Source organism: Streptococcus sp. 27098_8_75, from assembly GCF_041432475.1.
GTDB lineage: Bacteria > Bacillota > Bacilli > Lactobacillales > Streptococcaceae > Streptococcus > Streptococcus gordonii.
Genome location: NZ_JAPVZR010000003.1, coordinates 214,754 through 227,835 on the forward strand (window position 1 = coordinate 214,754; position 13,082 = coordinate 227,835).

Here is a 13,082-nt window from a genome sequence, read left to right on the forward strand (position 1 = left end):
AACCATTAAACTACATTTGTAGAACAAAAAAGGAGAATCCCCATGAAACAAAAGAAGATTCAAACAAACTTTCAGCGTATCGAGACTAAGTATATATTAGACCGGGCCACATTAGAGCGTTTAGAGGCTGAGATGGCGCCTTATCTTATTGCTGATGACTATGCAAGATCCACTATAACAAATATCTATTTTGATGATGATGATTTTCAGATGATTCAAGATTCGATTGCTCGCAAAGGAGGACGTGAAAAGTTACGAATGAGAACTTATGCAGAGCAACCGACAGATGATTGTCAAGTTTTCTTAGAAATTAAGAAAAAGTCTGAAGAAGTTGGATTTAAGTATCGCCTAGTCTCTAATCCAGTTTCGGTTGTAAATTTCATTGAAAATGGATTAGCAGATTCTACTATTTCTGACGATCGAGTGAAGGCAGAAGTAGAAGCATTACAAGAGCGCTATCTAGATTTAAAACCAAAAATGGTGATTGGCTATGATCGTTATTCTATGAAGGGATTAGAGGATAAGAAGGTGCGTGTGACTGTTGATTCAAATATTCGATATAGAGATTATGATGTTGAGTTGACTTCTGGACGCTATGGCTGGCCTTTGCTAGAAGATGGAAAAGTCATTATGGAAATTAAGTTCCCTGGTCAATATCCTCAATGGATGGCTGACATTCTCAATAAATTTGGTCTCATAGATCAATCCTTCTCAAAATATGGCAAAGCATACCTACAGACAAAAGAAAGATTAAGCCACACAGTCAAGTCTTAAGGAGATCTCAATGCTCAATCAGTTATTTAATAGTATTTATTCCTCGGCTGAAGTGAAAATTAATCCCTTAGCTCTGATTTTTTCAATGATCACAAGCTTGATTTTAGGGATTGTTTTAGCCAAGGTATATAAACGTCAAACGATTTATACAAAAGAATTTGTTATTACTTTGTCTCTGTTACCTGCTATTATTTCTATTATTATTTTACTAGTTAATGGCAATTTAGGTACCAGTGTTGCTGTAGCAGGAACTTTCAGTTTGATTCGCTTTCGATCTGCTGCAGGAGGATCAAAAGAGCTCTTGGCAGTCTTTATGGCAACAGCCATCGGAATTACAACAGGGATGGGATTTGTTGCTTTAGCTGTCGTTTTTACCCTATCAATTTCCTTTGTTTGGTTGATTTTTGAAAAAATGAATTTTACCTCTGTTAGCCAGACTAGGCGATATGTGGAAATGAAAGTTCCTGCTAATTTTGATTATGAATTACTCTTTGAAGCTATCTTTTCAGCTAACTGTAAAAGTGTTGAAATGACATCAATTGAAGCAGCTGAAAAGCAATTGATCAAGTTGGAATACGTCATTGATTTATTACCGGAGATAAGTGATAGTAAGCTCATGCAGCAGTTTCTCGTCTATGATAAGGTTTTGTCGATGACTATTTCCAAAGCTGCTAAAAAGAATAAAACATTGTAAAGTGAATTTTAGAGTAATTTTTTGAAATCTCAAAAAGAACAGACACATAGTATTCAAAAAAAACTTGACATGAATTCCCTAATATGATATCATTAACTAGATTCTGAACTTGAAGGGAGTGAAAAACATGTCAAAAACAGTAGTACGTAAGAACGAATCTCTTGATGACGCTCTTCGCCGTTTCAAACGCGCTGTTACTAAAGCTGGTACTCTTCAAGAAACACGCAAACGTGAATTCTATGAAAAGCCTTCTGTAAAACGTAAACGTAAATCAGAAGCAGCTCGTAAGCGCAAGAAATTCTAATTGAAATAAAAAACAGCCTCAGGGCTGTTTTTTTGTTAAAGAACTATTACGTTATTGTAGGAATGCAATAAAAAAACCTGAACATATACTTTCAGGTTTTTTGTTATATTATTTTTTTTCAAGCAAAGCTTTGATTTCTTGAAGTACTTCAAGTTCAGTTGGAGCTGGTTCTTCTTCGACAACTTCTTCTTGTTTTTTACCGAAGCTTTGAGCTTTTTCAGCAGCCTTAACAATGAAGAAAAGAACTGTTCCGATAACAAGGAAGTTAATAACCGCGCTTAGGAAGTTACCATAGGCAATACCGTTCCAAGATAATTCAGCAATTTTATCTACACCAGCAGCGCTCAAGGCTGGGTTTAAAATAAGTGGTGTGATAATGTCATTTACTAATGAAGTAACAATTGCACCAAAAGCAGCACCAATGATAACAGCAACAGCTAGGTCAACTACGTTGCCACGAAGTAAAAAGTTTTTTAATTCTTTTAACATAGAAATATCTCCTTTTTTTAATCAGTATCTATTATAATGAAAATAATAACCTTTTGCAAGTGGTTAGTTTTATAGGATTGTTAAATCTTCATGTCTATCTTTTAAAGTTTATTTGTAAATCTGTAGCTGATATTTTACTTTTCTGTTAATTTATTATAAAATATAACATAGTATTCTATGGTAAATTGGAGGTATTGTCGGGTGATTGATAAAGAAATCATTTCTGATATTAAAAACAGCGTCAATATCGTCGAAGTCATAGGAGAAGTTGTTGCTCTGACTAAGGCTGGACGCAACTTTCTTGGACTATGTCCATTTCATGGAGAAAAGACACCTTCCTTTAATGTCGTTGAAGATAAGCAGTTTTACCACTGTTTTGGTTGCGGCAAGTCGGGAGATGTTTTTAAGTTTATCGAAGAATATCGTGGCGTTTCATTTATGGAAGCTGTCCAAATAATTGCTGAACGATCGGGTATTCAACTTGCAGTTGATAAAAATGAACTATCCCAACCCAAAAGACAACACCCGTATCAAGCTCTCTATGATATTCATACTGAGGCTGCGAAATTTTATCATGCTATCTTGATGACGACCAAGATGGGAGAAAAAGCCAGAGCTTATCTTTACAAACGTGGATTGACTGATGAGATCATTAAGCATTTTCAGATTGGCCTAGCCCCTAGTGAAGGCAACTATCTTTATCAGAGTATGGTTGAAAAATTTGATGAAGCAACCATTATGAACTCGGGACTGTTTAATCTGGCAGAGAGTAATTTAGTTTATGATGCTTTTCAAAATCGTATCATGTTTCCCTTGGCTAATGATAATGGTCAGGTAGTGGCATTTTCCGGAAGGATTTGGGAGGAATCCCCTCCGACTGATAGTCATCAAGCTAAGTATAAAAATAGTCGCAGCACAGCTATTTTCAATAAGAGCTATGAACTCTATCATTTGGACAAGGCAAAAGCAACCATAAAGAAAAGTCATGAAGTCTATCTGATGGAAGGTTTCATGGATGTCATTGCAGCTTACCGGGCAGGTATCGAAAATGCAGTCGCTTCAATGGGAACGGCCTTGACACATGAACATGTTCAGCATCTTAGCAAGTATTGTAAAAAGGTTATCTTATCTTACGATGGTGATAAGGCTGGACAGGCAGCAACTGTTAAAGCTTTGGATGAATTAAAAGATTTATCTGTTGAGATTGTCTCTATTCCAGATCAAATGGATCCAGATGAATTTGTTCAAAAAAATTCTCCTGAAGAACTGCAATATTTGCTAACCAAAACTCGGATAAGTGATGTTGAGTTTCTAATTCGCTATCTAAAACCGGAAAATACTGAGAATCTACAAGCTCAGATTGAATTTGTTGAGAAAATGGCTCCGATTATTGCTCAGGCCACATCGATTACGGCGCAGAATTCGTATATTTATATGCTGGCAGAGCTTCTACCAGACTTTGATTACCAGCAAGTTGAGCAGGCTGTTAACAATAGTCGCTTGAGTAATCGAAAGAGTCAGCAAGAACAGGTTTATCAACAGCCTCATTTTCAGACAAATCTTCCGCTTTCTAAGCAAGTGTCTCGTTTAGTAAAAGCTGAGAATCACCTTCTTAATCGAATGATTGAATATCCTATTGTTTTGAATGATTACCGTTTGAGAGAAGATTTTCAGTTTGCAACACCTGAATTACAGATTCTATACCAGATACTTTGCGAAAATGGTGAAGTGACATCACAAGATTTGTCCGAGCAATCAGATGGAGTCCAGCAAGCCTGGTATCGTATTTTAGAAGAAGATTTACCTAGCGAAATTGCGGATAATGAATTGGCAGAAGTAGAGTCTATCAGAGATAAAGAATTGCTCCGTAAGGAAAATCAAATAATTGGGAAAAAAGTCCGAGAAGCATCTCATAATGGTGATGTTAATACGGCTATTGAAGAACTGGAGCGCTTGATCGCTCAGAAAAGAAGAATGGAGTAGGAATGGCTACAAAACAAAAAGAAGTAACAACATTTGACGTACAAGTTGCAGAATTTATTCGAAACCATAAAAAAACTGGTACGGCAATTGATGATGAAATTAATGATAAATTGATTATTCCTTTTACCTTAGATGCAGATGGTATCGAAGATCTATTGCAACGTATCCAAGATGCAGGGATCTCTATCACAGATAAAGAAGGGAATCCAAGTGCACGTGTTTTACACAACGAAGAGGAAGAAGCAGAGCTGACTGATGAAGAACTTTTAGGTAGCAATTCAGCTAAAGTCAACGATCCTGTTCGTATGTACTTGAAAGAAATTGGAGTCGTTCCACTTTTGACAAACGAAGAAGAGCAAGAATTGGCAATCTTGGTAGAGCAGGGGGATACTGAGGCTAAGCAACGTTTGGCTGAAGCCAACCTTCGCTTGGTAGTTTCTATTGCTAAGCGTTATGTTGGACGTGGCATGCAGTTCCTTGACCTGATTCAAGAAGGAAACATGGGCTTGATGAAGGCTGTTGACAAGTTTGACTATACCAAAGGATTTAAGTTTTCAACGTATGCAACTTGGTGGATCCGTCAGGCCATTACCCGTGCGATTGCTGACCAAGCTAGAACAATCCGAATCCCAGTTCACATGGTAGAAACGATTAACAAGCTAGTTCGTGAGCAACGCAATCTCTTGCAAGAATTAGGCCAAGATCCAACGCCTGAGCAGATTGCTGAGCGTATGGATATGACACCAGATAAGGTTCGTGAGATTCTCAAGATTGCTCAGGAGCCAGTTTCTCTGGAAACACCTATCGGTGAGGAAGATGATAGCCATCTGGGTGACTTTATCGAAGACGAAGTAATTGAAAATCCAGTTGATTACACAACTCGTGTTGTTCTTCGTGAGCAGTTGGATGAAGTTTTAGACACCCTTACAGATCGTGAAGAAAATGTTCTTCGTCTGCGTTTTGGTTTGGATGATGGTAAAATGCGGACCTTGGAAGATGTTGGTAAAGTCTTCAATGTGACCCGTGAACGCATCCGCCAAATCGAAGCTAAAGCTCTACGTAAACTACGCCACCCAAGCCGTAGCAAGCCACTCCGTGATTTCATTGAAGATTAAAAAATGGTGAAATGTAGATTCTACAGATATGAACTAAATAGGAGATGATAGGATGGCAGAGCAAAAATATACAGCAGAAGAAATTGATGGCATTAAAAACCGCATTCTTGAGAGTTTGGAACAAGTAATCGACCCTGAGTTGGGGATTGATATTGTCAATCTGGGACTCATTTATGAAATTCGTTTCAACGAAGAAAATGGTGAGACAGAAATCGATATGACTCTAACAACTATGGGATGTCCTTTGGCTGATCTACTGACAGATCAAATCCACGATGCTCTTGAAGAAATTCCAGAAGTAACTAAGGTTGAAGTTAAGCTAGTTTGGTATCCTGCTTGGACTGTTGAAAAAATGAGCCGTTACGCAAGAATTGCACTTGGAATCAAATAATAATTAATCTCGAATCTAACTGGGTTCGAGATTTTTTATTAAAGTAAATCATAAATATCTGATCTGAAAAAATTGCAATTTTGCTGAAATATGATATAATAATTTTATTGTCTTGGGGTCGTTACGGATTCGACAGGCATTATGAGGCATATTTTGCGACTCATCTAGCGGATGTAAAACGCCAGTTAAATATAACTGCAAAAAATAATACTTCTTACGCTTTAGCTGCCTAAAAACCAGCGGGCGTGACCCGATTCGGATTGCTTGTGTCTGATGACAGGTCTTATTATTAGCAAGCTACGGTAGAATCTTGTCTAGTGATTTTACAAGAGATTGATAGACTCGCTTGATTTGGGCTTGAGTTATGTGTCAAAATCAAGTTAAAACAATACATAGCCTATGGTTGTAGACAAATGTGTTGGCAGATGTTTGGACGTGGGTTCGACTCCCACCGGCTCCATATTTAAAAATGGAAGATTACTCAAGAGGCTTAAGAGGCTGTGTTGGAAACGCAGTAGGCGTGTAAAAGCGTGCGTGGGTTCGAATCCCATGTCTTCCGTAGTATTTAAGGCGCCCAATGGCGTTTTTTTTGTTGGCTTAAAAGGATTGGAATTTTTTGCTGATTGGGTGGCTAAATATAAAATGGGACTACTATTTAGACTTTCTGATACGCAGAAGAAAGATGGATTCGTTTCCATCTTTTTATTTTTGTAAAACATATTGAAATTTTTCTGAAAAGTAGTAGACTGTTACTTAGAAAAGTGAGGGGGCTTCATGAAATTATACGTACAACTGATGATTATCTTTTCGATTTCTTTGCTTGGAGAGGGAATTTCAACTATTTTTCACTTACCGATACCAGGTAGCATCATTGGATTAATTTTGTTATTTTTAGCTTTAGAATTCAAATGGCTACGCCTACGTCATGTAAATATGGTTGGTAATTTTTTACTGGCAAATATGACTATTCTTTTTTTGCCAGCAGCAGTAGGTATTATGGATAAATTTCATATCATAGCACCTTATCTCCTGCCCATCATTTTGATTGTTGTCTTGGCAATTGTTCTGAACGTTGTGGTCATTGCCTATACAGTGCAGTTTATTAAGAGACGTTATGAAGGTGATTATGAAGAAAGGGGAGCAAGACATGACTAGTGTAGTTACTAATCCTTTGTTTGGCTTGGCTTTGTCTATCTTAGCTTATCTTATTGGAATGTTGATTTTTAGACGTTTTCCACATCCTTTGACAACGCCTCTACTTTTGGCAACAATTTTAGTGATTCTCTTTTTATCTTGGACTGGGATTTCTTACAAGGATTATTATATCGGAGGATCATATTTGAATAATCTGATTGTTCCTTCGACAGTTGCTTTAGGGATTCCGCTTTACAAGACTTTCCATTTAATGAAACACCACGCTAGAAGTATCTTATTAGGTATCTCTTTATCAGTTTTGGTAAATACAAGTTTTACGGCACTTGTAGCAAAATTTTTTGGAATGGACTTTTTCCTTGCTATTTCTTTGTTTCCAAAGTCAGTAACCACTGCAATGGCAGTTGGTATTGTTGATAAGATGCAGGGGATCACAACAATTACTTTAGTAGTTGTTGTAGCGACAGGGATTTTGACAAGTGTTATGGGGCCGACTATTTTAAAACTTCTTAAAATTGAAGATCCTGTTGCTATTGGCTTAGCACTTGGGGGAACAGGTCATGCAGTCGGAACAGGAGCAGCCTTTAAATATGGTCAAGTTGAGGGAGCTATGGCTGGTTTGGCCATTGGAGTGACAGGTTTAATGTATGTTTTTGTCAGTCCTTTAATTGCGGGGCTCATTTTAGCAAAATAAGAGGGGAAACCTCTTATTTATTTTTTGATGATTTCTTATCTTTTTGAAATGTTGTTTTTAGTTGTTATAAAGTAAAATACTTTTAAGAAGTAGGATGCAAGAGAAGAATTTAGTTTTAGCTATAAATAGAGGGAAAAATTGAAATGGGGAACAATATCTTTAGGTCAGCAAAATCAAGATTTCTAATGGATGAATTAGTCCAAAGAATGATGTTATGAATTTTACAACACTATAGTATATCTTGTAAGTTAAAGTTGTTGATGTGGTACAGTGAAACTGATATAATAAATTTACTACTGGCGCGTTATACAAAAATATTTTCAATAGTTTAGAACAATATTTTTTGAGTGTTTATAGACTGCAATCTCTTATATTTATTAAATATTTTGAGATGGATTTATTATGAGGTGAGAAAATGTTAAAAGATAAATGGTGGTTGCCCTTTCTGACTGTAGGAGTCATTGTTGCGGCAGTTTTTGCTATGCTTTATTTTTCTGGAAATAAAAAGAACAATAAAGCTTCTACACAGACAAGTGGAAGTGCAGCTGTAGAACATGTATTGACAGGTCAGCAATTGCCAGAGTTTGAAATGGAAGATCAGCTAGGGGCTTTAAAGAAGAGTTCAGAGTTTTATGATAAGCCTATGCTGGTAGTAGAGTGGGCTAGCTGGTGTCCTTATTGCCAGCGACAGTTACCGGAGATTCAAAAAGTTTACGAAAAGTATAAAAACAAAATAAATTTTGTCATGTTGGATATGCTTGATTTTCATAAGGAAACAAAGGAACAAGCGGATCAGTATGTCAGTGAGAAAGACTATACCTTCCCCTATTACTATGATGCAGGTGAGAAAGCAGCGGATATCCTCCATGTTCAATCAATTCCTGGGATTTACCTAGTCGATAAGAATCAAAAAGTAAAAAAAGTGATATTAAACTTTCATGACGAAGCAGCGCTCGAAAAAGAGCTAGAAGAGATTTTAAAATAAAGAACTAAATGGAGAGCTTATAATAGACTCTCTAAGTAGCTTTCGATAAATAATAAAAGGTATGAATCTTTGTAGGACACAAGAATCATACCTTTTATTTTATTATAAATAGGTGTTGTTAAAATAGAGTTTAATGCCTATATAGAAATCTTATTTACCCAAGCAGAATTGGCTAAAGAGTTGGGTGATGAGTTCGTCTGGAGCAGCATCACCAGTGATTTCACCGAGGATTTCCCAAGTACGGGTCATATCAACTTGGAGAAGGTCTACCGGCATACCCATTTCCAATCCTTGGTTGACGGCTTGAAGGCTTTCCAGAGCTTTTTCAATTAAGGAGATATGGCGAGCGTTAGACAGGTAGGTGGCGTCTTGTTCGACGATACCAGCATTTTCAAAGAAGAGCTGATTGATGCGCTCTTCAATTTTATTGATATTTTGGTTGTGGAGGACAGAAATCTTAATGATATCAGTAGGGAGCTGATCAAGCTCAATCTTTTGTTCTAGGTCAGTCTTGTTAAGTAGGACGATACGATTGCTATCCTGACTGATTTCAAGCAATTGTTTGTCCTGATCTGTCAAAGGTTCGCTGGCGTTGAGAACTAAGAGGACCAAGTCGGCTTCCTGCAGAGCTTTTTTAGAACGCTCAACTCCAATCTGTTCTACAAGATCATCGGTTTCCCGAATTCCTGCGGTATCGATTAGCTTGAGCGGTACACCCTTGATATTGACATACTCCTCGATCACATCCCGAGTAGTTCCAGCAATATCTGTCACAATGGCCTTGTCCTCGCGCAGAAGATTATTAAGCAGGCTTGATTTTCCAACGTTTGGGCGCCCGATGATAGCAGTGGAAATGCCTTCGCGCAAAATCTTACCACGTCGAGCAGTATTGAGAAGAGATGTCAGGAGTTCCTCGAACTCGGCTGTTTTCTCTCGCATGAGCTGTGTCGTCATTTCTTCCACATCATCGTACTCAGGGTAGTCAATATTGACCTCTACCTGAGCCAGTGTGTTGAGGATTTCCTGACGGGTGTTGTTAATGAGGTTAGAAAGAGAGCCATCGAGCTGTTTGACAGCGTTGTTCATGGCTTTATCGGTCTTGGCACGGATGATGTCCATAACGGCCTCGGCTTGAGTCAGATCCACTCGACCATTAAGAAAGGCCCGCTTGGTAAACTCACCAGGCTCTGCCATTCTAGCTCCTTCTCGAATAGCTAGTTGCAGGATTTCATTAGTAACCGCAATTCCCCCGTGAGTGTTTATTTCAATGATGTCCTCGCGTGTAAAAGTCTTGGGTGAGCGCATAGCACCGACCATAACTTCATCTAGTACTTCTTGGTTTTGAGGGTCGACAATATGGCCGTAGTTGAGCGTGTGGCTAGCTACCTTACTCAGATCTTTTCCTTTGAAGATTTTTTGGGCAATAGCAAAGCTATCAGTTCCGCTTAACCTGACAATACCGATAGCTCCTTCCCCAAGAGGCGTAGAAATCGCAGCGATTGTATCAAATTCTCTTGTGATCATATTTTAGTATTCCTTGATATTTAAATTATTACCTTAATTGTAACGTAAAAACGAAAGGGGAGCAAGGTTTTGATTTAACTATGGCAATTTTCAAAAAATTATTAGAAATTAGGAAAATGCTTTCATGTTCTATGAAATAGTGTTATACTATAAATAGATTGATTCTTTTGGCTGGGCAAAGAACCTTTTTTTTACGGTTCAAACGCCTGAAAAATGCAAAGGAGGTCAAAATGGAGAATCTAAAGAAGATGGCAGGTATTAAGGCTGCTGAGTTCGTGACAGATGGTATGGTAGTTGGACTTGGAACGGGTTCGACCGCTTATTATTTTGTCGAAGAGATTGGCCGTCGGATCAAAGAAGAAGGACTGCAGATTATCGCAGTAACAACTTCAAGTGTAACCAGCCAACAAGCAGAAGGTTTGGGAATTCCACTCAAATCCATTGATGAAGTTGACTTAGTTGATGTGACAGTTGATGGGGCAGATGAGGTTGATCCAAACTTTAATGGTATAAAAGGTGGTGGGGGCGCTCTCCTTATGGAGAAGGTCGTTGCAACACCGACAAAAAGCTACATTTGGGTAGTTGATGAAAGTAAATTGGTCGAGAAACTAGGAGCTTTTAAGCTTCCAGTCGAAGTTGTCCAGTATGGTGCAGAGCAAGTTTTTCGTCGCTTTGAACGTGCAGGTTACAAACCATCTTTTCGTCAGAAAGATGGTCAACGTTTTGTTACGGATATGCAGAATTTTATCATTGACCTAGATTTGGGTGTGATTGAAAACCCTATTGAGTTTGCCCGTGAATTAGACCATATTGTTGGTGTAGTTGAGCACGGTCTCTTTAACCAAATGGTAGATAAGGTTATTGTAGCAGGAAAAGCTGGTGTTCAAGTTTTAGAAGCCAATAAATAAAAGGAGGATCTTATGGCAAAATTTAATCGTATTCACTTAGTAGTTATGGACTCAGTTGGTATTGGTGCCGCACCCGATGCTAACAACTTTGTTAATGCTGGAGTGCCAGACGGTGCTTCAGATACTCTGGGACATATTTCCAAAACAGTTGGACTTACCGTCCCTAATATGGCTAAGATCGGTTTAGGAAATATCGAACGTCCTGTTCCTTTGAAGACAGTTCCTCAGGAAGCAAATCCAAGCGGTTATTATACTAAACTTGAGGAAGTATCACTCGGAAAAGACACGATGACTGGCCACTGGGAAATCATGGGACTAAATATTACTGAACCATTTGATACTTTCTGGAATGGTTTCCCAGAAGAAATCTTGACTCAGATTGAAGAATTTTCTGGCCGTAAAGTTATTCGTGAGGCTAATAAGCCATATTCAGGAACTGCAGTTATTGATGACTTTGGTCCTCGTCAGATGGAAACAGGCGAGCTAATTATCTATACCTCTGCTGATCCAGTATTGCAGATTGCTGCTCATGAAGAAGTGATTCCATTGGAAGAACTCTATCGCATTTGTGAATATGCTCGTTCAATTACTTTGGATAGACCTGCGCTTCTAGGACGTATCATTGCCCGTCCATATGTTGGTGAACCAGGAAACTTCACCCGTACTGCTAATCGTCACGACTACGCAGTATCACCATTCGAGCCAACTGTACTTGATAAGCTTAACGAAGCGGGAATCGATACTTACTCTGTTGGTAAGATCAACGACATCTTCAACGGTGCTGGGATCAACCATGACATGGGCCACAATCAGTCCAATAATCATGGGGTAGATAATTTAGTTGAAGCATTGAAGGACGAAGACTTCAAACACGGATTCTCCTTTACTAACTTAGTAGACTTCGATGCTCTTTACGGTCACCGTCGTAATCCGCATGGCTATCGCGACTGTTTGGAAGAGTTTGATGCTCGTATTCCTGAAATCATTGAAAATATGCGTGAAGATGACTTGCTCATGATTACTGCTGACCATGGTAATGACCCTACCTACGCTGGTACTGACCATACTCGTGAATATATCCCTCTCTTAATTTTTGGAAAATCTTTAAGCGGTCACGGTCATATTCCTGTCGGACACTTTGCAGATATTTCAGCTACTGTTGCTGAAAACTTCGGAGTGGACAAAGCGATGATTGGTGAAAGCTTCTTGGACAAATTGGTATAAGAACTTTAAGAGAGTGAGGAAAATATTTATGACAACATTATCAGAAAAAATCAAAGCAACAGCAGCCTTCTTAAAAGAAAAAGGAATGACAGAACCTGAATTTGGTCTGATTTTGGGATCTGGTTTAGGAGAATTGGCTGAAGAAATCGAAAATGCTGTTAGTCTTGATTATGCGGATATTCCGAGCTGGGGCCGCTCAACTGTCGTTGGCCACGCTGGTAAATTAGTCTATGGAGACTTGGCAGGACGTAAAGTCTTGGCACTGCAAGGCCGTTTCCACTTCTATGAAGGCAATCCTTTGGAGGTCGTAACTTTCCCAGTGCGTGTCATGAAAGTTTTGGGATGTGAAGGGGTTCTTGTAACCAATGCAGCTGGTGGTATTGGTTATGGACCTGGTACTTTAATGGCTATCTCAGACCATATCAATATGACGGGGCAAAACCCATTGATCGGTGAAAACTTGGATGACTTTGGTCCACGTTTTCCAGATATGTCAAAATCCTATACACCAGAATACCGCGCTACTGCCCATGAAGTGGCTAAAAAACTTGGTATCAAGCTTGATGAAGGTGTCTATATCGGTGTAACTGGTCCAACTTATGAAACACCAGCAGAAATCCGTGCCTATAAGACCTTGGGAGCAGACGCAGTCGGCATGTCTACAGTTCCTGAAGTGATTGTGGCAGCACATTCTGGCTTGAAAGTCCTTGGTATTTCATGTATTACTAACTTTGCGGCTGGTTTCCAAGAAGAACTCAATCACGAAGAAGTAGTAGAAGTAACTGAACGTGTCAAATCCGACTTCAAAGGCTTGCTTAAAGCGATTCTTGCTGAATTGTAATGTC

14 protein-coding genes, 1 tRNA gene and 1 other RNA gene are annotated in these 13,082 nt (G+C 38.7%); 14 read left to right on the forward strand and 2 right to left on the reverse strand.

Translation table 11 applies throughout. From position 1 onward, the window contains the following. Positions 1–42 precede the first annotated feature (42 nt). From O3640_RS06480 to rpsU, 3 genes are all read left to right on the forward strand, one after another. Positions 43–774, forward strand: coding sequence for a polyphosphate polymerase domain-containing protein (locus tag O3640_RS06480; protein WP_223349954.1), 732 nt, complete (start codon positions 43–45; stop codon positions 772–774). A gap of 10 nt (positions 775–784) precedes the next feature. Continuing rightward, positions 785–1,468, forward strand: coding sequence for a DUF4956 domain-containing protein (locus tag O3640_RS06485; RefSeq protein WP_223349955.1), 684 nt, complete (start codon positions 785–787; stop codon positions 1,466–1,468). 127 nt (positions 1,469–1,595) lie between these two features. Then, entirely contained in the window at positions 1,596–1,772 is a 177-nt protein-coding gene (rpsU, locus tag O3640_RS06490; protein ID WP_000048054.1) for a 30S ribosomal protein S21, read from the forward strand. Positions 1,773–1,880: 108 nt separating this feature from the next. On the opposite strand, the gene mscL is transcribed toward rpsU, so the two are convergent. Continuing rightward, on the reverse strand, positions 1,881–2,261 hold the full coding sequence (gene mscL / locus O3640_RS06495; RefSeq protein ID WP_223349956.1) for a large conductance mechanosensitive channel protein MscL: 381 nt from the start codon (positions 2,259–2,261) through the stop codon (positions 1,881–1,883). A 201-nt stretch (positions 2,262–2,462) separates the two neighbouring features. Between mscL and dnaG the strand changes: the two genes are divergently transcribed. The 8 genes from dnaG to O3640_RS06535 all read left to right on the forward strand — a co-directional run bounded on the left by dnaG (position 2,463) and on the right by O3640_RS06535 (position 8,581). Beyond that, on the forward strand, positions 2,463–4,244 hold the full coding sequence (gene dnaG, locus O3640_RS06500; RefSeq protein ID WP_371586802.1) for a DNA primase: 1,782 nt from the start codon (positions 2,463–2,465) through the stop codon (positions 4,242–4,244). A 2-nt stretch (positions 4,245–4,246) separates the two neighbouring features. Next, positions 4,247–5,359 carry an RNA polymerase sigma factor RpoD gene (rpoD, locus tag O3640_RS06505; protein WP_008809216.1) on the forward strand — a complete coding sequence of 371 codons (1,113 nt, stop codon included), beginning with the start codon at positions 4,247–4,249 and terminating at the stop codon, positions 5,357–5,359. A gap of 52 nt (positions 5,360–5,411) precedes the next feature. Next, positions 5,412–5,750 (forward strand): metal-sulfur cluster assembly factor, encoded by a 339-nt coding sequence (locus O3640_RS06510; protein WP_012000664.1) that lies wholly within the window; start codon positions 5,412–5,414, stop codon positions 5,748–5,750. A gap of 114 nt (positions 5,751–5,864) precedes the next feature. Further along, positions 5,865–6,213, forward strand: a transfer-messenger RNA (tmRNA) gene (ssrA, locus tag O3640_RS06515). 8 nt (positions 6,214–6,221) lie between these two features. Next, positions 6,222–6,309 (forward strand) — tRNA-Ser (locus tag O3640_RS06520). A 215-nt stretch (positions 6,310–6,524) separates the two neighbouring features. Beyond that, entirely contained in the window at positions 6,525–6,905 is a 381-nt protein-coding gene (locus O3640_RS06525; RefSeq protein WP_008809214.1) for a CidA/LrgA family protein, read from the forward strand. After that, the gene (locus O3640_RS06530; RefSeq protein ID WP_060553517.1) at positions 6,898–7,596 is read left to right on the forward strand and encodes an LrgB family protein; all 699 of its coding nucleotides are present in this window, start codon (positions 6,898–6,900) and stop codon (positions 7,594–7,596) included. Before O3640_RS06525 ends, O3640_RS06530 begins: the two co-directional genes overlap by 8 nt. Positions 7,597–8,011: 415 nt before the next feature. Beyond that, the gene (locus tag O3640_RS06535) at positions 8,012–8,581 is read left to right on the forward strand and encodes a TlpA disulfide reductase family protein (RefSeq protein ID WP_227221339.1); all 570 of its coding nucleotides are present in this window, start codon (positions 8,012–8,014) and stop codon (positions 8,579–8,581) included. A 150-nt stretch (positions 8,582–8,731) separates the two neighbouring features. Here O3640_RS06535 and mnmE read toward each other — a convergent pair whose 3' ends face one another. Next, the gene (gene mnmE, locus O3640_RS06540) at positions 8,732–10,105 is read right to left on the reverse strand and encodes a tRNA uridine-5-carboxymethylaminomethyl(34) synthesis GTPase MnmE (RefSeq protein ID WP_227221338.1); all 1,374 of its coding nucleotides are present in this window, start codon (positions 10,103–10,105) and stop codon (positions 8,732–8,734) included. Positions 10,106–10,335: 230 nt separating this feature from the next. Here mnmE and rpiA point away from each other — a divergent pair, with 230 nt between their 5' ends. The 3 genes from rpiA to O3640_RS06555 are packed head-to-tail and all read left to right on the forward strand — an operon-like array spanning position 10,336 to position 13,078. Further along, positions 10,336–11,013, forward strand: a complete 678-nt coding sequence (gene rpiA / locus O3640_RS06545) for a ribose-5-phosphate isomerase RpiA (RefSeq protein ID WP_227221337.1) — start codon at positions 10,336–10,338, stop codon at positions 11,011–11,013. 12 nt (positions 11,014–11,025) lie between these two features. After that, positions 11,026–12,237, forward strand: a complete 1,212-nt coding sequence (locus O3640_RS06550; RefSeq protein WP_227221336.1) for a phosphopentomutase — start codon at positions 11,026–11,028, stop codon at positions 12,235–12,237. A 28-nt stretch (positions 12,238–12,265) separates the two neighbouring features. Next, on the forward strand, positions 12,266–13,078 hold the full coding sequence (locus tag O3640_RS06555; RefSeq protein WP_227221335.1) for a purine-nucleoside phosphorylase: 813 nt from the start codon (positions 12,266–12,268) through the stop codon (positions 13,076–13,078). The last annotated feature ends 4 nt before the right edge of the window (positions 13,079–13,082 follow it).